At 74.2% G+C, this 17,469-nt stretch carries 19 protein-coding genes; 8 read left to right on the forward strand and 11 right to left on the reverse strand.

The window, feature by feature from the left end; genetic code table 11:
• Nucleotides 1-3 precede the first annotated feature (3 nt).
• The 3 genes from MTO91_RS19140 to MTO91_RS19150 are packed head-to-tail and all read left to right on the forward strand — an operon-like array spanning nt 4 to nt 2,584.
• Nucleotides 4-984 carry a beta-ketoacyl-ACP synthase III gene (locus tag MTO91_RS19140; protein ID WP_476652153.1) on the forward strand — a complete coding sequence of 327 codons (981 nt, stop codon included), beginning with the start codon at nt 4-6 and terminating at the stop codon, nt 982-984.
• 54 nt (nt 985-1,038) lie between these two features.
• Nucleotides 1,039-1,281 (forward strand): acyl carrier protein, encoded by a 243-nt coding sequence (locus MTO91_RS19145; RefSeq protein WP_020623056.1) that lies wholly within the window; start codon nt 1,039-1,041, stop codon nt 1,279-1,281.
• A 55-nt stretch (nt 1,282-1,336) separates the two neighbouring features.
• Nucleotides 1,337-2,584: a beta-ketoacyl-[acyl-carrier-protein] synthase family protein gene (locus MTO91_RS19150; protein WP_476652155.1), complete on the forward strand. Its 1,248-nt coding sequence runs from the start codon at nt 1,337-1,339 to the stop codon at nt 2,582-2,584.
• A 42-nt stretch (nt 2,585-2,626) separates the two neighbouring features.
• On the opposite strand, the gene MTO91_RS19155 is transcribed toward MTO91_RS19150, so the two are convergent.
• From MTO91_RS19155 to MTO91_RS19165, 3 genes are all read right to left on the reverse strand, one after another.
• Nucleotides 2,627-3,172, reverse strand: coding sequence for a hypothetical protein (locus tag MTO91_RS19155; RefSeq protein ID WP_476652157.1), 546 nt, complete (start codon nt 3,170-3,172; stop codon nt 2,627-2,629).
• A 44-nt stretch (nt 3,173-3,216) separates the two neighbouring features.
• Nucleotides 3,217-3,708 carry a DUF3145 domain-containing protein gene (locus tag MTO91_RS19160; RefSeq protein ID WP_043277342.1) on the reverse strand — a complete coding sequence of 164 codons (492 nt, stop codon included), beginning with the start codon at nt 3,706-3,708 and terminating at the stop codon, nt 3,217-3,219.
• Nucleotides 3,709-3,933: 225 nt separating this feature from the next.
• Nucleotides 3,934-5,010 (reverse strand): MBL fold metallo-hydrolase, encoded by a 1,077-nt coding sequence (locus tag MTO91_RS19165; protein WP_251786602.1) that lies wholly within the window; start codon nt 5,008-5,010, stop codon nt 3,934-3,936.
• A gap of 230 nt (nt 5,011-5,240) precedes the next feature.
• On the opposite strand from MTO91_RS19165, the gene MTO91_RS19170 reads away from it, so the two are divergent.
• The 3 genes from MTO91_RS19170 to MTO91_RS19180 are packed head-to-tail and all read left to right on the forward strand — an operon-like array spanning nt 5,241 to nt 6,504.
• Nucleotides 5,241-5,453: a helix-turn-helix domain-containing protein gene (locus MTO91_RS19170; protein WP_020623051.1), complete on the forward strand. Its 213-nt coding sequence runs from the start codon at nt 5,241-5,243 to the stop codon at nt 5,451-5,453.
• Between the two features lie 17 nt (nt 5,454-5,470).
• Nucleotides 5,471-6,220 carry a methyltransferase domain-containing protein gene (locus MTO91_RS19175; protein WP_253067495.1) on the forward strand — a complete coding sequence of 250 codons (750 nt, stop codon included), beginning with the start codon at nt 5,471-5,473 and terminating at the stop codon, nt 6,218-6,220.
• Between the two features lie 47 nt (nt 6,221-6,267).
• Entirely contained in the window at nt 6,268-6,504 is a 237-nt protein-coding gene (locus tag MTO91_RS19180) for a hypothetical protein (RefSeq protein WP_062396644.1), read from the forward strand.
• On the opposite strand, the gene MTO91_RS19185 is transcribed toward MTO91_RS19180, so the two are convergent.
• The gene (locus MTO91_RS19185; RefSeq protein WP_476652160.1) at nt 6,470-6,982 is read right to left on the reverse strand and encodes an NUDIX domain-containing protein; all 513 of its coding nucleotides are present in this window, start codon (nt 6,980-6,982) and stop codon (nt 6,470-6,472) included. The two genes, MTO91_RS19180 and MTO91_RS19185, sit on opposite strands and share 35 nt — an antisense overlap.
• Before the next feature lie 77 nt (nt 6,983-7,059).
• Here MTO91_RS19185 and MTO91_RS19190 point away from each other — a divergent pair, with 77 nt between their 5' ends.
• The gene (locus tag MTO91_RS19190; protein WP_476652162.1) at nt 7,060-8,067 is read left to right on the forward strand and encodes an alpha/beta fold hydrolase; all 1,008 of its coding nucleotides are present in this window, start codon (nt 7,060-7,062) and stop codon (nt 8,065-8,067) included.
• Nucleotides 8,068-8,081: 14 nt separating this feature from the next.
• Here MTO91_RS19190 and MTO91_RS19195 read toward each other — a convergent pair whose 3' ends face one another.
• The 5 genes from MTO91_RS19195 to MTO91_RS19215 all read right to left on the reverse strand — a co-directional run bounded on the left by MTO91_RS19195 (nt 8,082) and on the right by MTO91_RS19215 (nt 13,824).
• Complete coding sequence (locus MTO91_RS19195) at nt 8,082-8,723, reverse strand: hypothetical protein (RefSeq protein ID WP_253067493.1); 642 nt, start codon at nt 8,721-8,723, stop codon at nt 8,082-8,084.
• An 80-nt stretch (nt 8,724-8,803) separates the two neighbouring features.
• Nucleotides 8,804-11,665, reverse strand: coding sequence for a vitamin B12-dependent ribonucleotide reductase (locus tag MTO91_RS19200; protein ID WP_253067492.1), 2,862 nt, complete (start codon nt 11,663-11,665; stop codon nt 8,804-8,806).
• Nucleotides 11,666-11,759: 94 nt separating this feature from the next.
• Nucleotides 11,760-12,251 (reverse strand): transcriptional regulator NrdR, encoded by a 492-nt coding sequence (nrdR, locus tag MTO91_RS19205; protein WP_062396654.1) that lies wholly within the window; start codon nt 12,249-12,251, stop codon nt 11,760-11,762.
• Between the two features lie 519 nt (nt 12,252-12,770).
• Nucleotides 12,771-13,430 carry a hypothetical protein gene (locus tag MTO91_RS19210; protein WP_476652163.1) on the reverse strand — a complete coding sequence of 220 codons (660 nt, stop codon included), beginning with the start codon at nt 13,428-13,430 and terminating at the stop codon, nt 12,771-12,773.
• A gap of 163 nt (nt 13,431-13,593) precedes the next feature.
• Nucleotides 13,594-13,824, reverse strand: a complete 231-nt coding sequence (locus tag MTO91_RS19215; protein WP_476652165.1) for a hypothetical protein — start codon at nt 13,822-13,824, stop codon at nt 13,594-13,596.
• Nucleotides 13,825-14,053: 229 nt separating this feature from the next.
• On the opposite strand from MTO91_RS19215, the gene lexA reads away from it, so the two are divergent.
• Nucleotides 14,054-14,812, forward strand: coding sequence for a transcriptional repressor LexA (gene lexA / locus MTO91_RS19220; RefSeq protein WP_062396661.1), 759 nt, complete (start codon nt 14,054-14,056; stop codon nt 14,810-14,812).
• A 28-nt stretch (nt 14,813-14,840) separates the two neighbouring features.
• Here lexA and MTO91_RS19225 read toward each other — a convergent pair whose 3' ends face one another.
• Complete coding sequence (locus MTO91_RS19225; RefSeq protein ID WP_476652166.1) at nt 14,841-15,905, reverse strand: hypothetical protein; 1,065 nt, start codon at nt 15,903-15,905, stop codon at nt 14,841-14,843.
• 35 nt (nt 15,906-15,940) lie between these two features.
• Nucleotides 15,941-17,431 (reverse strand): GTPase HflX, encoded by a 1,491-nt coding sequence (gene hflX, locus MTO91_RS19230; protein ID WP_253069226.1) that lies wholly within the window; start codon nt 17,429-17,431, stop codon nt 15,941-15,943.
• Nucleotides 17,432-17,469 lie beyond the last annotated feature (38 nt).

Genomic DNA, 17,469 nt, shown 5'->3' on the forward strand with positions numbered 1-17,469 from the left:
CCCATGCGAGCGACCCCGACCGTCGCGGGGGCCCGTTTCCTGGGCCTCGGCAGCTGGCAGTCCGAGCACGTGGTCACCAACGCCGACCTGGAGAAGCGGGTCGAGACCGACGACGCGTGGATCCGCAGCCGCGTCGGGATCGCCGAGCGCCGGATCGCCGACGCCGACACGTCGCTGACGTCCATGGCGACGGCGGCCGGGGCAGCGGCGCTGACCGACGCCGGCTTCGACCCGGCCAGGCTCGACGCCGTGATCGTTGCGACCTGCACGATGCCCAACCCGATCCCGAACGCCGCCGCCCAGGTGGCGACCGGCCTGGGCGCGAACGGCGTCGCCGCGTTCGACCTCAACGCGGCCTGCGCCGGCTTCAGCTACGCCACGGCCGTCGCCTCGGACATGATCCGGGCCGGTTCGGCCCGGCACGTGCTGGTCATCGGCGCCGAGAAGCTCTCGGACTGGGTCGACTGGGACGACCGCTCGACCTGCATCATCTTCGCCGACGGCGCGGGCGCCGCCCTGCTGGGACCGGCGGACGGCGAGGACGAGGTGGGCGTCGGCCCGGTCAGCTGGGGCAGCGCGGGCGACCACGCGTCGACCATCCGGATCCTCGGTGAGACCACGAACAAGCTGCACCAGGAGGGCCAGGCGGTCTTCCGGTGGGCGACGACGGCGATCTCCCCCGTCGCGCTGGACGCCGTCGAGCGGGCCGGGCTCACCCCCGCCGACATCGACGTGCTCATCCCGCACCAGGCGAACCTGCGCATCGTCGAGGCGATCGCGAAGAAGCTGCGCCGCCACGGCGCCCGGGAGGACATGGTCGTCGCCGACGACATCGTGCACTCCGGCAACACCTCGTCCGCGTCCATCCCGATGGCGCTGGACCACATGCGCACGGCCGGCCGGGTACGGTCCGGCGACGTGCTGCTCCTCGTAGGCTTCGGCGCAGGACTGTCCTACGCCGGACAGGTCGTCGTCTGTCCCTGACGGGGCACCGGAGACCTGGCACCCGCACCCATCCACCGCGCAAGGAGAACCATCGTGGCTGACAACGCCGAGATCCTCACCGGGCTGGCCGAGATCGTCGAGGAGGTCGCCGGCATCGACACCGCCGAGGTGACACCCGAGAAGTCCTTCGTGGACGACCTGGACATCGACTCGCTGTCGATGGTGGAGATCGCCGTGCAGGCCGAGGACAAGTTCGGCGCCAAGATCCCGGACGACCAGCTCGCCGAGCTGAAGACCGTCGGCGACGCCGTCGACTTCATCGCCAAGCACCAGTGACCCGTACCGGCGGGCACGCACCGGTAGCGCTGTCCGCCGGGGAGAAGGAGACGTCATGACCGACGGAGTGGTCGTCACCGGTTTCGGGGCCACCACCCCGCTCGGCGGGGACGCCGCCTCCACCTGGGAGGCGCTGCTCGCCGGGAAGTCCGGGGTGGGAACCACCCGGGCCGACTGGACCGAGCGGTTCGACCTGCCGGTGTCCATCTCGGCCCAGCTCGCCGTGGAGCCCACCGAGGTCCTGCCCCGCGTGCAGGCCCGCCGGATGGACCGGTGCGAGCAGGTCGCGATGGTGGCCGCCAAGGAGGCCTGGGCGCACGCCGGGCTCGGCGCGATCCCCGGCGAGGACGGGGCCGCGGTCGAGGCGGAGCGGCTCGCCGTCGTCATCGGCGCCGGCATCGGCGGCGCGCCGACGCTGCTCGCGCAGGACGACCTGCTCGAGGAGCACGGGCTGCGCAAGGTCTCGCCGCTGACCGTGCCGATGCTCATGCCCAACGGTCCGGCCGCGCTGGTGAGCCTGGAGTACAAGGCCAAGGGCGGGGTGCACTCCCCCGCCTCGGCGTGCGCCACCGGCGCCGAGGCACTGGCCTGGGCCTACAAGCTGCTGCGCGACGGGGAGGTCGACGTCGTCCTCGCGGGCGGCGCCGAGTCCTGCATCGTGCCGATCACCGTGGCCGGGTTCGTGCAGTCGCGGACGCTGTCCACCCGCAACGACGACCCGGAGCGCGCCTCCCGGCCGTTCGACACCGGGCGGGACGGCTTCGTCCTCGGTGAGGGCTCGGGCGTGCTCGTGCTCGAGCGCGAGGAGTTCGCCAAGGCCCGCGGCGCCACCGTGCACGGCCGCCTCGCCGGGATCGGTCTGACGTCCGACGCGTACCACATCACCGGGCCCGACCCCGAGGGCGAGGGCCAGATCCGGGCGATGCAGAAGGCGGTGGCCGGGGCCGGTCTGACCGCCTCCGACATCGTCCACGTCAACTGCCACGCCACCTCCACGGTGGTCGGCGACGTGGGCGAGGCGACCGCCGTGAAGCGGGCATTCGGCGAACACCCGGTGCTCACCGCACCGAAGTCGGCGCTCGGGCACCTCGTGGGCGGGGCCGGAGCCGTCGAGGGGATCATCGCGCTGCTCAGCGTGCGCGACGACATCGTCCCCGCGACGCTCAACCTGACCGACAAGGACCCGAAGGTCGAGCTGGACGTCGTCGCCGGTGAGCCGCGGAAGATGACCGTGGACGCTGCCGTCAACAACTCGTTCGGCTTCGGGGGGCACAACGCCTCGCTGGTGTTCACCAAGGCCTGACGGTTCCGTGCGGGTCCCCGGGCCGGGGACCCGCACGCCCGCTCAGCAGGGGGCGCGCAGGATCCCGTCGGGGTTGCCGACGTCCATCCGCGGCGGCGAGCCCGCCATCGGGAAGGCGATCTGCCAGCAGATCCGGCCGACGTGCAGGCCGGGCGGGCCGTCGTTCGGGTCCTGGACGCTGATGAAGCGCACCAGGGCAAGTACAGCGCCGCCGGTCGCGGAGTCGATCCGGTCGATGCGGATGGTGCCGTCGGTGGTGGAGCCGATCCCCTCCAGCCACGACTCGCGGGGCTGCCGGTCGGCGGTCTCGGGGTTCACCACGCGGGTCCAGGTGGCGTGGTCGCGGCCGTTGACGGCGTTGAAGTAGAGCTGCACCTGCTGCATCACCAGCTGGGCGGCCGGATGCTCGGCCGCGCCCGCGCTGATCGTCACCTCGCTGCTGCCCGCGCCGCTGTCGGGCACGGTCTGCGGCGCGGAGGCGGGGGCGACGCCGGAACGGGTCGTCCCGGACACCGTCCACGCGACACCGCCGACGGCCACGAGCGCCACCAGCAGGACGCCGACCGTGATCGCGGCCCGGCCGTTCATTCCTCGCCCCCCATGGGACGACAGTCTGCCCGGCCCGGCTCGGCTCAGCCGACCCGGTGGGTCAGCAGCGTCACCGCCGCGCCGTCGCCGGCGAAGCGGAAGGACTCCAGCTCGTCGTCCCAGGCCGTGCCCAGCAGCTGGTCGAGACGCCGGGACAGCCCGGCGCCGCCGTGCTCGGCCATGACCGTGCGCAGCTGGTCCTCGGGCAGCACGACGTCGCCGTTGGCGCTGGTGCGCCCGTGCCACATGCCGAGGCCGGGGACGTGCATGAACCGCTCCCCGTCCACGCCGGGGCTCGGTTCCTCGGTCACCTCGAACCGCAGCATCGACCAGGCCCTCAGCGCCCCCGCGAGAGCCCCGCCGCTACCGGCGGGACCGCTCCAGGTGCACTCGGCCCGCATCTGACCGGACGCCACCGGCTGTGCGGACCACTCGAGGGAGACCCGCGTTCCGAGAACGCCCGAGAGCGCCCACTCGACGTGCGGACAGACCGCAGTCGGCGACGAGTGGACGAACACCACTCCGCGTGTGCTCACTGCCAACCTCCGCTGTCGTCGACGAGGATCGTCTTCCCCTACGTCCTCGGCGCAGCGCGGCCGGTGCTCGGACCCGCGGTACTGATGTGCTGGATGTGGGTGTGGTGACCTCCGTGGCGTGAGTGGACTTCGGTGGCCTCACTCTGCCCGATTCCGCTCCGGGGAGCCACCCCGACACGACGACCGGGTGAACGGCGCCCGGCGTGTCGCGGCCCGGCGCGCGGGTCAGGCGGTGTAGGTGGCGACGGCGACCCCGGTGGCGGCGTCGGGAACCTCGGTCCGGCGCAGCTCGCCGAGGTCGGCGAGCACGTCGAGGTGCGCCCCGGTCTCCAGGACCGCGAGGGTCCGGTTGAACAGGTCCATGTCCTCCAGCCGGTGTTCCCGCCGGGTCCAGCGCAGGACCCGGGCGACGGCGTCGGCCGTCGGGTGGCCCGCGGCGACGGCGTCGCGGCACTGGGCGAGCCGGACGTCGTGGTGGGCCAGCAGCTCGTCGGTGCGGGCGTGCGCGCTGCCGCCGACCGGGCCGTGCGCGGGCAGCAGGGTCGCGTCCGGCCGGGACCGGACCAGGCGCAGCGAGTCGAGGAACTGCCCGAGCGGGCTCGCCACCGGCGACGGCTGCAGGCCGATCGACGGGGTGATCCGGGGCAGCACGTGGTCGCCGGCGAACAGCAGCTCGTGGGCCTCGTCGGCGAACACGAGGTGCCCGCGGGTGTGCCCCGGGGTCTCCACGGCGGTCAGCGTGCGGGTACCCGCCGGGTCGGCGACGGCGATGGCGGCACGGTCGGCGATCCACTCGTCCGGGGCCTCCCACTCCTCGGGGAGCGGACGCGGCCACGGCCCGGCCCGGCCGAGCTCGTCGACCAGGCCGGCGGCACCGGCACGCAGCAGCCGGGTCCGATCGGGCTCGCCCTGCGGGCGGTCGGGATCGGTGATGACCTCCAGGTTGGGCCGCTCCCCCGCGCCGAGCAGCACGCGGGTGCCGTACTCGCGGCGCAGCACTGCGGCCAGGGTGTAGTGGTCCCGGTGGGCGTGGGTGACCAGGAAGCGACGGACGTCGCCGAAACCGGAGCCCAGCGCGGCCAGCGCCTTGCCGAGCAGGTCGCGGGCCTCGTCGATCGCCCAGCCGGAGTCGATCAGGGTCCAGCCGGTGTCGTCGGCGAGCGCGTAGACGTTCACGGCTCGGAGCCCGTCCTGGGGCAGCGGCAACGGGATCCGGTAGACGCCGGGGGCACTGCGGAACACGCCCGGCGCGGTCCAGTCGCCGTCCGGGTCGTCATCGGTCACGGTGGGAGCGGCGGTCACCTCCCGACGATAGATGACCGTGCACGCGCGTCCGGGCCCGCGGCACCCTCCACGGGGCCACATCATCACTCCGCGTGTCTGGACGACCACCGAGAGCCGACAGTTTCCGGACAGTCCACCCGAGGGTGGGACACGTTCGCACCGGGAGGGTGGTCCGATCCGCGCTACCGTCCCTGCGTTCGGTGATCAGAGGTCGACCTGGGGGCGGGTCGGCGAAGGAGGGGCGCAGCATGGCGGCAGGGATCCCGGAGCAACGGTCCGGGCAGGACGCGCCGTTCCTCACCGTGGCGGAGGTGGCGGACCGGATGCGGGTCTCCCGGATGACGGTGTACCGGCTGGTGCACTCCGGGGAGCTGCCCGCGGTGCGCTTCGGGCGCTCGTTCCGCGTGCCACCCGAGTCGGTGGAGGCGTTGATCGAGTCGGCGCGCTACACCGGCGGGTGAGACACGGAGCCGGAATGATGCCGATCGACTCCGCGAGCGCGCGGCGGGTCGCGGACACCTACGACACCGCCGAGGCCCGCACCGAACGGGAGCGGACCCTGGAGCTGCTGGATCCGCGGGCCGGTGAGCAGATCCTGGTCGTCGGGACCGGGCCGGGACATCTGCTCGACGAGGTCGCCCGGGCCGTCGGTCCGGGCGCCACGGGTGTCGACCCGGACCCGGTGATGGTGACGCTGGCGCGACGCCGGTGCGGCACCCGGGCCGTCGTCACGCAGCGCGCGCTGGCCGGTCCGGGCTCGCTGCCCGGCGGGCCGTACGACGCGGTGGCCTGCCTGCAGGTGCTCGAGTTCCTGGAGGACCTGCCGGCGGCCGTCGCCGAGCTGTACCGGGTCCTGCGCCCGGGCGGTCGGCTGCTGGTCCTGGACACGGACTGGACCTCGCTGCACTGGCCCGGGCCCGGGCAGGACCGGCACCGCCGCATCCGCGACGCGTGGTGCACCACGGTGCCGCGGTCGCGGCTGCCCTACGAGCTGGGCCCGCTGCTGCAGCGCGCCGGGTTCGGCGGGGAGTGGACGCGCCGGATGCCGATGCGCGGTCCGGCCTCCACCGGCTACGGCGCCGCACTGCGGGAGATGGTCGCCGACGCCGCGCCGGGCCGGTGCGGGCTCACCCGGGCCGACGTCGACGCGTGGGCGTCGGGCGTCGCGTTCTGCGGCGACGAACCGTTCTCGGTGGACCGCTGGTTCCTGGGCGCCGTCCGGCCCTGAACCGGCGGGCGTGGCGCGCGGGGCGCCGGTCGGGCAGCATCGCGGCCGTGGGCTCCCCGTCGTCGCAGACACCGATCACCGCGCGGGTGAGGATCGGGCAGCAGCCCGACTTCGTCCGCCTGTTCCAGACGCTGCCCCGGGCCGGCGAGTGGGTCAACTTCGCCCCGCCGGGCCGGCGGCGCGACGACTACGAGGTCGACTGGGTGCTGCACTGGGCGATCGACCCCGACGACACCGACAGCCCGGACGTCACCGTCGAGATCCAGCTCGTCGACCCGGAGTAGTCCGCTGGTTGTCGAAGCCGTGGCTGCGGACCGCGGCGATGCCGCCGTCGCGCAGGGCCTCGAGCACCGCGCGTTCGTGCGGGACCGTGTCGGCGGGCAGGTCGGCGAGGGCGAACCAGTCCAGGCCCGCGGTCTTCCCGTCCTCGGCGCGACGTGGCTCGCCGGCCCAGCGTCGGCAGGTGAAGAAGAAGTCGACGCGTTCGTCGACCGGGTTCCCGTTGCGCCGGGTGCGGTGCACCGCGGTCAGCGGGACGAGGTCGGCGGGGTCGACGGTGACACCGAGCTCCTCGTGGGCCTCGCGCACCGCGGCGGCGGCCGCGTCCTCGCCCGCCTCGACGTGCCCGGCCGCGGCGGCGGCCCAGTGGCCGTCCATGAACCCGGTGCCCGCACGCAGCTGGAGCAGTACCTCGGTGCGTTCACCGGTGCCGCGCAGCAGCAGGACGTAGGACGCCGGGACGACCCGGTAGCGCTCGCTCACGCCGTCGACCCTAGGTGCCGTACCGCCGTTCGCCGACGGCAACACCGGGGTAACCCGGCGGTCCTACCGTCGGGCGGATGGCGGCCCCCACCTCGCGCCCGGCACCGGTCGGCGACCGGCTCGGCGTCGTGCCGCCGCGGGACTCGGAGCTGCGGTTCCGCACCGTGCACGGCTACCGGCGGGCGTTCCGGGTGGCCGGCTCCGGGCCCGCGGTCGTGCTCGTGCACGGGATCGGCGACAGCTCGGCCACGTGGGAGGCGGTGTTCCCCGCACTGGCCCGGCGGCATCTGGTGATCGCCCCGGACCTGCTCGGGCACGGGCACTCGGACAAGCCGCGCGCCGACTACTCCGTCGCCGCCTACGCCAACGGGGTCCGCGACCTGCTCGGAGTCCTCGGGGTGCCCCGCGCGACGCTGGTGGGGCACTCGCTCGGCGGCGGCGTCGCCATGCAGTTCGCCTACCAGTACCCCGAACGCACCGAGCGTCTCGTGCTGGTCGGCACCGGCGGGGCGGGACCGGAGGTCACGCCGCTGCTGCGCGCGGTGAGCCTGCCCGGCGCGCACGCGGTGCTGGCGGCCTCGCAGCTGCCGCCGCTGCGGTGGCAGCTCGGGTGGGCCCTGGACGCGCTGCGCCTGGTCGGGGCCGACCTCGGCCGCGACGCCGCCGACCTGCTCCGGCTGGTCGACGCGCTGCCCGACGCGACGTCCCGGACGGCGTTCATCCGGACGCTGCGCGCCGTCGTCGACTGGCGCGGGCAGGTGGTGACCATGCTCGATCGCTGCTACCTGACCCGGGGGATGCCGACCATGCTCGTGTGGGGCGCCCGGGACGCCGTCGTGCCGCTGGCGCACGCCCGCACCGCGCACGCCGCGATGCCGGGCAGCAGGCTGGAGGTCTTCGACGACGCCGGGCACTTCCCGCACCACAGCGACCCGGCCCGGTTCGTCGGGGTACTGGAGGAGTTCCTGGGGTCCACCGACCCGGCGCGGTGGAGTCCGGAGCAGTGGCGCCAGCTGCTGCGCTGCCCCGCTCCCCCGCCCGCCGGCGTCGCCGGGGCGCGGACGGGACCGGTCTCGGCGACCTGACCCCGGGCCCGCGGTCAGAACACGAACCCCAGCCAGGTGCCGGCACAGCCGTGGCAGGCGCCGTGCGTCGTCGCGGCGCGGTGCACCGGGCGCAGGCAGATCACGCAGTGGGTCAGCCGGCGCCGGGCCCGGCGCAGCAGACCGTCGCGCACCTGGCGGACGGCGAGCCCGGCGTCGCCGTCCGGGTCGTCGCAGCCGGGCAGGACGGGTACCTCCACCGCGTCCGCCGGGTCCAGCACCGGGAGACGGCCGTCCCGTCGTGGTTCCGGGCGGGCCAGCAGCACCGGACCCGCCGGGGCGAACCCGAGCATCAGCTGCGGCGGCTCCCCGGCGACGAACCAGGCCACCGGGTCCGGCGTCGCGCCGGGCGGGAGGAGCCCCGCCGAGCGCAGGTCGGCGTCGGTCCAGCCGCCGCGACGCAGGTCGGCCGGGGTCAGCCCGAAGTGCCGCAACCCGTCGGCGGGCAGGTCGAGCTCGCGCAGCTCCGCCGGGGACGGGACGCCGACGTAGACGGTCCCGCGCTCACCCACCGGCTCCGGGACGGGCCCGGTGTCGTGGCCGTCCGCGACGCGCCACGGGGCGGCGACGAGTACGGCGAGCACCCGCGGGTCGACGCCGAGGCGCCCGGCCACCTCCGCGGTGCGGTCCTCGGTCACGTGGTCCCCGATCCCTGCCTCCATCACACGCGCCGGGGCGGCTCCGGTGTCGGAGCCGCCCCGGTCTGGTGCGGTGTCGGTCAGCTGCAGCCGCTGGTGGAGCCGCAGCCCTCGCAGAGGTAGCAGGACCCGGCGGGGCGCATCTTCGTCCCGCAGGTCATGCACAGCGGTGCGTCGGCGGCCTTGCCCAGACGCAGCTCGAGCAGCTCGGTGGAGCTGCCGACCTCGACCGGCGCCGGATCGACACCGGCCTCCTTGCGCTCCTCGGTCGTCGGCACGGAGGAGCGGAACTCCTCCATGTCGAGCTTCTCGCCGGTGCCGTAGTCGTTCTCGACCTGGGCGGACCGCTCGTCGGAGGAGAAGATGCCCAGCTGGGCGCGCTTCTCGTACGGCAGGTGGTCCAGCGCCAGGCGGCGGAACAGGTAGTCCAGCACCGAGGTCGCGATCCGGACGTCCGGGTCGTCGGTCATCCCGGCAGGCTCGAAGCGCAGGTTGGAGAACTTCGAGACGTAGAACTCCAGCGGGATGCCGTACTGCAGACCCACCGAGATCGACATCGAGAAGGCGTCCATCACGCCGGCCAGGGTCGAGCCCTGCTTGCCGAGCTTGACGAAGATCTCGCCGAGACCGTCGTCGGGGTAGCTGCCGGCGGTGAGGTAGCCCTCGGCGCCACCGACGGTGAACGACACGGTCTCGCTGGGCCGCTTCTTCGGCAGCCGCTTGCGGACCGGCCGCTGCTCGACGACGACGTGCTTCTCCGGCTCGGCGTCGGCCTTCTTGTCGCCGCCCTTGCCTGCGGACAGCGGCTGGCCGACCTTGCAGTTGTCGCGGTAGATCGCCAGGGCCTTGAGGCCGAGGCGCCACCCCTCGAGGTAGATCCGCTCGACGTCCTCGACGCTCGCCCGCTCGGGCATGTTGACCGTCTTGGAGATGGCACCGGACAGGAACGGCTGCGCGGCGGCCATCATGCGGACGTGGCCCATCGGGGCGATCGTCCGGTCGCCCATGGCGCAGTCGAACACCTCGTAGTGCTCGGGCTTCATGCCCGGGGCGTCGACCACGTGGCCGTGCTCGGCGACGTACTCGACGATCGCCTCGGCCTGCTCGGCCTGGTAGCCGAGGTTGTCCAGGGCGCGGCGCACCGACTGGTTGACGATCTGCATGGAGCCGCCGCCGACCAGCTTCTTGAACTTGACCAGCGCCAGGTCCGGCTCGATGCCGGTCGTGTCGCAGTCCATCATCAGGCCGATCGTGCCGGTCGGGGCCAGCACCGACGCCTGCGCGTTGCGCCAGCCGTTGACCTGCCCGATGTCCTGGCACTGCTTCCAGACCTCGGTGGCGAGCTTCTGCACCGGGGTGCTGGAGGCGAAGGTGCGGATGCGGTCGTTCTCCGCGGCGTGCTTGCGGATGACGCGCTGGTGGGACTCGGCGTTGCGGGCGTAGCCCTCGTACGGGCCGACGACGCCGGCGAGCTCGGCGGAGCGCTTGTACGCGGCACCGGTCATCAGCGAGGTGATGGACCCGGCGAGCGCGCGGCCGCCCTCGGAGTCGTAGGCGTGGCCGGTCGCCATGAGCAGCGCGCCGAGGTTGGCGTAGCCGATGCCCAGCTGGCGGAACTTCCGGGTGGTGTCGGCGATCGGCTCGGTCGGGAAGTCCGCGAAGCAGATCGAGATGTCCATCGCGGTGATGATCAGCTCGACGGCCTTGGCGAAGGTCTCGGCGTCGAACCGGTCGTCGGAGTCGAGGAACTTCAGCAGGTTCAGCGACGCCAGGTTGCAGCTGGAGTTGTCCAGGTGCATGTACTCCGAGCACGGGTTCGACGCGCTGATGCGGCCGGACTCCGGGGTGGTGTGCCAGTCGTTGATCGTGCCGTCGTACTGGATGCCGGGGTCGGCGCAGTTCCAGGCCGCCTCGGCGATGCCGCGGAACAGCGTGCGGGCGTCGACGCGCTCGATGACCTCACCGGTCATGCGGGCACGCAGACCGAAGTCGGTGCCCCCCTCGACGGCGCGCATGAACTCGTCGGTGACGCGGACGGAGTTGTTGGCGTTCTGGTACTGCACCGAGGTGATGTCGGAGCCGCCCAGGTCCATGTCGAAGCCGGCGTCGCGCAGGACGCGGACCTTGGCCTCCTCCTTGGCCTTGGTCTCGACGAACTCCTCGATGTCGGGGTGGTCGACGTCGAGGACGACCATCTTCGCCGCGCGCCGCGTGGCGCCGCCGGACTTGATGGTGCCCGCGGAGGCGTCGGCACCGCGCATGAACGAGACCGGGCCCGAGGCGGTGCCGCCGGAGGACAGCAGCTCCTTCGACGAGCGGATGCGCGAGAGGTTCAGGCCGGCACCGGAGCCGCCCTTGAAGATCAGGCCCTCCTCGCGGTACCAGTTCAGGATCGACTCCATCGTGTCGTCGACCGAGAGGATGAAGCAGGCGCTGACCTGCTGCGGGCTGGCGGTCCCGACGTTGAACCACACCGGCGAGTTGAAGCTGAACACCTGGTGGATCAGCATCCAGGTCAGCTCGTGGTCGAAGATCTCGGCGTCGCCGTCGGTGGCGAAGTAGCCGTGCTCGAGACCGGCCCGCTTGTAGGTGCCGACGACCCGCTCGACGAGCTGCTTGAGGCTGGACTCGCGGGTGTCCGAGCCCACCGCGCCGCGGAAGTACTTGCTGGTGACGATGTTGGTGGCGTTGACCGACCAGCTGCGCGGGAACTCGACGCCGCGCTGCTCGAAGTTGACGGTGCCGTCGCGCCAGTTCGTCATGACGACGTCGCGGCGCTCCCACTCCACCTCCTCGTAGGGGTGGACCCCTTCGGTGGTGAAGACACGCTGCACGGTCAGGCCGGGCGCGCGCTTGGCGCCGGTCTTCCCGCGGCCACGCGACGGCTTGGCCGCCGCGCTCTCACCGGTGTCTGTCGTCGGGCCCCCGACGGTCTCGGTCATGAACTGCCTCCGCACATCCGACGCTTCTCCGCCCGCACGCTGGGGTGCGCGGACGGCTCTCTTCCCCGTACGACCGGCGACGACGACGCGCCGCTCAGCCGTCCGGGTGGTGACCGGCCTCGTCGTCGGCTGCTTCCCCGGCAGCCGCCGAACGCAGGTCGGCGATCTCCTTCTCGAAGTCCTCGATGGAGGAGAAGGACCGATAGACACTCGCGAACCGCAGGTACGCGACCTCGTCGAGCTCACGCAGCGGCCCGAGGATCGCCAGCCCGACCTCGTGGCTGGGGAGCTCCGCCGCCCCGCGCGCCCGCACCGTCTCCTCGACCCGGTGGGCGAGCTGTTGCAGGTCGTCCTCGTCGACCGGCCGGCCCTGGCACGCCCGCCGAACCCCGCCGACGACCTTCTGCCGACTGAAGGGCTCGGTCACCCCGCTGCGCTTGACGACGGCGAGCACGGCCTCCTCGACCGTGGTGAACCGTCGTCCGCACGAGGTGCAGGACCGGCGCCGGCGGGTGCAGGTCCCGTCGTCGGCGGTCCGGGAGTCGATCACGCGGGAGTCCGGGTGTCGGCAGAACGGGCAGCGCATGGACGCTCACACCCCTCTTCCGTGACGTTCCGGAAACTCTCCGCAGCGATCCGTCCCCCCAACCAGTGGCGGAACGACACCAATGTAACCCCTACATCTAGGGGTACGCCATCCCGGGCCCGGTGCCACGCCGAGCTTCGCCCGATCGGGAACCGAGCCTCGCACACCACGTTCCGCGACCGGTCCGTCGCCGACGATCATGGAGCGGGGCATCGGCGCTGGTGGCACCGAGGAACGTCGCGGGCGGCGCCGTCCGTCGCGCCGGAGGGACCGCGACCGGCGGCCACCCGATGCGGGGACACGCCCTGCGGACGCGCCCGGCGGCACGTCGCCGACTCCTCCGGCGACATCCCGGCGACCATGTCCCGACACCCGCGCGCCACCCCGCGCACGCCGTCACCCGATGCGACGCCGACGCGGCGTCCGTCGCTCCGCACCGTCACCACCTCGGACCGCCCCGCAACGCACGGCCGTGCGAACCACGGGGTGCGGCGCCGCACTGCGCGGCGCCGGCCGACGTCAGCGCACGGCGCCGACCGACGGCACGGCGGCCGCGGGGGCGTTCCAGCCCGCCGCCGCGTCGCCCAGCAGCCCGAGCGCCACCACCGCGGTCGTCGCGCACAGCAGGGCCGCGACCCCGGTGAGGAACCGCTCCAGGCGCCCGCGGGCGCGGCTGCGGGCCGGACGCGGGCGCGCCGGGACCAGGCAGCGCCGGGACGGCGGACGGACGGTGCGCGGTGCCGGCACGGCCACCGACCGAGGACGGGGCGGCGCCGCGGCCGGCGCGGGCCGCGTCAGCGTCGCCGTCGCCCTCGGGGCCGGGTCCGCGGTGGTGCAGCGGGGCGTCCGGACCGCGGGGTTCGGACCGCCGGCGGGACCGGACACCGGGACACCGGCCCCGGGGGCGCCGGACACCGGAACGCGCCGGGAACGGGCGGCGGGATGGCGGGCCACCGACTCGGTCAGTGCGCGCTCGCGCGCCCCGTGGGCCGCCCACCGGTGGGCCGCGCGCGCGGCGGCCGACGAGCCGGCACCGGCCGCACCGGCGAGACCGTCGGCGGCCCGCACCCGCTCCCGGGCGGCGCGCCGGGCGCGCGAGGTGGGGGTGCCGGGCGCCGGGGCGCCGGTCAGGCAGCCGACCGCGCCGTGATCGCGGATCCGCTCGTCGAGCTCTCGCATGGTTCCTCCTGCCGTCGGACCGCCCGTCCCCCGGGCGGTCTCGTCTCCCCCGCTCCCGACCGGCCCTTCCCCGAGCCCGGTCGAACGGGTGTACGAGCGGTGTAGCACCCGGCACCGACAACAACCGCGTTCCCGCAGATCGTCGCCCGTGCCGGGGACGTTCTCAGCGTGGTGCGCCGACCGCGGGCGGCCCGACCGGGCCGTGGGTGGCGACCGCGACGTCGGCGAGCACCCCGAGCGCGACGACCGCGGCCGCCGAGGCGAGCAGGACACCCGACGCGGCCACCGCACGGCGCACGACGCCCGGCACCCGGCCGGGCCGCACCCCGTCGGTCGCGGCGCACCCCGGGACCCGCCCGATGACCGTCACGTCCCCGATGACCGCCGCACCCACGATCGCCACCCCCGCTGCCGTTCCCGCTGCCGGTCGCCCCCGCGCGGCCGGACGGCGACGCGGACCGCGTTCGATCGAACCAGTGTTCGATCGAACGCGTGTGCGATGTTGTACCACCGCGGCCCGACGGAATCCACGACACGCCCCGGGCGACTTCGAACGCATGTTTGGCGAACGGGCCCGTGGCGGCTAGGGTCGTCGCCGTAAGTACCCCGAGGAGGCGAATGCGATGGCAGCGGACGACACCGGACACGGTGGTCCCGGCGTGACCGGCACCGCCGCGGACCGGGGATCCGCGAAGGTCCGGGAGTTCCCCGACCCCGCGGCCGACACCCGCGGCCTGACCCCGCGGCAGAAGAAGGTCCTGGCCGTCATCCGGGACTGGGTGGACCGGTACGGCTACCCGCCCAGCGTCCGCGAGATCGGTGACGCGGTGGGCCTCACGTCCACCTCGTCGGTGCACCACCAGCTCCGCACCCTGGAGCGCAAGGGCTTCCTCCGGCGCGACCCGAACCGCACCCGCGCGGTCGACGTCCGCAGCCCGGAGCAGATCGCCGGTACCGACGGGACGGACTCCGACACCGACACCGCCGACCTGCGTTCCGCGCGGCCGGCGCCGGCGTTCGTGCCGCTCATCGGCGACATCGCCGCCGGTGGCCCGATCCTGGCCGAGCAGGCCGTGCAGGACGTGTTCCCGCTGCCGCGCGAGATCGTCGGCGAGGGCACGCTGTTCCTGCTCAACGTCAAGGGTGACTCGATGGTCGACGCCGCGATCACCGACGGCGACTGGGTCGTCGTGCGCCAGCAGCCGGTGGCCGAGCAGGGCGAGGTCGTGGCCGCGATGATCGACGGCGAGGCGACTGTGAAGACGTTCCGCCGCAAGGACGGGCACATCTGGCTGATGCCCGCGAACGACGCCTACGACCCGATCCCGGGTGACGACGCGTCGATCCTGGGCCGCGTCGTGGCGGTCCTGCGCCGCCTCTGACCTCCTCGGACGGCGCCCGCTCCCGCGATCAGCGGGACCGGCGGCGCCGTCCGTGCAGGGACATCGCGACGGCGCCGGCGGCCAGCAGCGCCCCGAGCGCCGCGGCCCCGCCCGCGGCAGGCAGCCACGACGGGTACGTGCGGTACTCGGGCACCGCGGCGGGCTGAGGCACGACCGGTGCCTGCGGAACGGTCGCCGCGGACACCGCGCCCGGGACGACCGTGACCGCCGCCGCGGTCAGGCCCCTCGCCTCGCTCCCGGAGTGCAGCGCGCCCCGGCCGTCCGGGGCGATCGCCTCACCCTGCGCCTCCCCCGGCAACGGCACCGGCAGCGGTGCCCCGCCCAGGGCCGCGACCAGCGCGTCGGCGGTCGCCGGTCCGCCGGCGGGCAGCGGGAACACCCAGGCGTCGGTGTAGGTCCGCAGCACGACGGCGCGCCCGCCATCTGCCCCGGCCGGCGAGAGCCCGCCGCCGGTGACCGTGCGCGACCCGGCGGCCCCGAGCGGCCCGCCGCCGGTGCCGGACCAGGGCAGCACCACCTGTGCCACCCGGCGCAGCTCCACGGGGTCCCCGCCATCGCGCAGCGGCGCGGCGGGCCGGTACACCCCGGCGGCCCCGGTGGTCTTGTCGACCAGCAGGGGCACGCCGTCGTCGCCGACCAGCAGTGCCTCGACGTCGCGCGGACCGTCGGGGTGGACGAGGTCGTGCACCCGTGGCGGTCCGGCCGGGGGCAGCACGACGAGCCGGACCGACCCGCGCCGCGCCCCGTTGTCGCCGGTGTCGGCGAGCCACAGCTCCCCGCCCGGTCCGAGGCCGAGGTCCTCGACGTCGGTGACCGGGACGTCGGCCTGCCGGGTGCCGGTGACCGCACAGCTGGCCGGGTCCAGGGTGAACGTCCGCGCGGTCCCGCCGCCGTCGACGACGGCGTGGTAGCGCTGCGGGGCCGCGCCGGGCGGGCCCTCGGCGACCAGTCCGGACAGCTCCGCCAGCCGCGGGTCGTCGATCGAGCAGGCCGGGATCGCCCCGGGCGGCGGCGCGGCCGCACCCGTGAGCGCGCCGGTCAGGCAGAGGACCGCGGTCAGGCGGCGGGCCACGGTCCCGGGACCCGGCCGCCCGGCCGGTGGGACGCTCAGTGGCCCGCCGCCGTCGCCGGCAGGTCGGTGCCGGTCCCGGTCGGCAGGGCCGAGCCCGCCACCGCGAACGGCAGCACCGCGGTGCCCAGCTCGGGCTTCACCCGCGCCCGGATCCGGGTGCCGTCGGCGGTGTGTTCCTCGGCGAGGACCTCGCCGTCGTCGTGCAGCCGCGCGACCAGCGCACCCTCGGTGTAGGGCAGCAGGAGGTCGACCTCGTACTCCGGGCGCGGCAGTCGCTCGGCGATGCGCTCCCGGAGCCGGCTGATCCCGTCTCCGCTGTGCGCGGAGACGAACACCGCGTCCGGCTGGGCGTGCCGCAGCCGGGCCAGCGCGAGGTCACCGGCCGCGTCGGTCTTGTTGATCACGAGCAGCTCGGGCGGCATCGTGTCGCCCGCAGCCTCACCGACCTCGACGAGCACCTGGCGGACCGCGGCGATCTGGTCGTCGGGCAGCGGGTCGGACCCGTCGACGACGTGCACCAGCAGGTCGGCCCGGGCTGCCTCCTCCAGCGTGGAGCGGAACGCCTCGACGAGCTGGTGCGGCAGGTGCCGCACGAACCCGACGGTGTCGGTGAGGGTGTACTCGTGCCCGTCGGGCGTCTGCGCCTTGCGGGTGGTCGGGTCCAGCGTCGCGAACAGCGCGTCCTGCACCAGCACGCCGGCGTCGGTGAGCTGGTTGAGCAGGCTCGACTTGCCCGCGTTGGTGTAGCCGACGATCGCGACCGACGGGATCTCGTTGCGGCGACGGCTGCCGCGCTGGGTCTCGCGGACCTGGCGCATCGCACCGATCTCGCGGCGCAGCTTCGACATGCGCGCGCGGATCCGGCGCCGGTCCAGCTCGATCTTCGTCTCACCGGGGCCACGGCCACCGATACCGACACCGCCCGCGGCGCGGCCACCGACCTGCCGGGACAGCGCCTCACCCCAGCCGCGCAGCCGCGGCAGCAGGTAGGACAGCTGCGCGAGCTCGACCTGGGCCTTGCCGTCCCGGGAACGGGCGTGCTGGGCGAAGATGTCGAGGATCAGCGCGGTCCGGTCGATGACCTTGACCTTGAGCCGCTCCTCCAGCTGGCGGAGCTGGCCGGGTGACAGCTCGCCGTCGCAGATGACGGTGTCGGCGCCGGTGGCGCGGACGGTTCCGAGCAGTTCCTCGACCTTGCCGGAGCCGATGAACGTGGCCGGGTCCGGGCTGGAGCGGCGCTGGACCAGGCCGTCCATCACCTCGGAACCGGCGGTCTCGGCGAGGCGGGCCAGCTCGGTCATCGAGTTCTCGGCCTGCTCGGCCGTGCCCTCGGTCCAGACGCCGACGAGCACGACCCGCTCCAGCTGGAGCTTGCGGTACTCGACCTCGGTGATGTCGGTGAGCTCGGTGGACAGCCCGTGGATCCGGCGCAACGACGTGCGCTCCTCCAGGTCGAGCTCGCCACCCGTCGGAACCGGGTTCGACGCGGAGGGGGTCACGGAGGGGTGCGTGTGGGCATCAGTCATCTCGACCCCATCCTCCCACGTCGCGGGGCCCGTGTCCG

It is taken from the genome of Pseudonocardia sp. 2-7, assembly GCF_056341085.1.

What these genes read in the sequence shown, in the direction of transcription:
- MTO91_RS19140 (WP_476652153.1), top strand. Translation starts at nt 4, where the DNA reads ATGCGAGCGACCCCGACCGTCGCGGGGGCCCGTTTCCTGGGCCTCGGC.
- MTO91_RS19150 (WP_476652155.1), top strand. Translation starts at nt 1,337, where the DNA reads ATGACCGACGGAGTGGTCGTCACCGGTTTCGGGGCCACCACCCCGCTC.
- hflX (WP_253069226.1), bottom strand. Translation starts at nt 17,431, where the DNA reads ATGACTGATGCCCACACGCACCCCTCCGTGACCCCCTCCGCGTCGAAC.
- MTO91_RS19170 (WP_020623051.1), top strand. Translation starts at nt 5,241, where the DNA reads ATGGCGGCAGGGATCCCGGAGCAACGGTCCGGGCAGGACGCGCCGTTC.
- MTO91_RS19155 (WP_476652157.1), bottom strand. Translation starts at nt 3,172, where the DNA reads ATGAACGGCCGGGCCGCGATCACGGTCGGCGTCCTGCTGGTGGCGCTC.
- nrdR (WP_062396654.1), bottom strand. Translation starts at nt 12,251, where the DNA reads ATGCGCTGCCCGTTCTGCCGACACCCGGACTCCCGCGTGATCGACTCC.
- MTO91_RS19190 (WP_476652162.1), top strand. Translation starts at nt 7,060, where the DNA reads ATGGCGGCCCCCACCTCGCGCCCGGCACCGGTCGGCGACCGGCTCGGC.
- MTO91_RS19175 (WP_253067495.1), top strand. Translation starts at nt 5,471, where the DNA reads ATGCCGATCGACTCCGCGAGCGCGCGGCGGGTCGCGGACACCTACGAC.
- MTO91_RS19200 (WP_253067492.1), bottom strand. Translation starts at nt 11,665, where the DNA reads ATGACCGAGACCGTCGGGGGCCCGACGACAGACACCGGTGAGAGCGCG.
- lexA (WP_062396661.1), top strand. Translation starts at nt 14,054, where the DNA reads ATGGCAGCGGACGACACCGGACACGGTGGTCCCGGCGTGACCGGCACC.
- MTO91_RS19210 (WP_476652163.1), bottom strand. Translation starts at nt 13,430, where the DNA reads ATGCGAGAGCTCGACGAGCGGATCCGCGATCACGGCGCGGTCGGCTGC.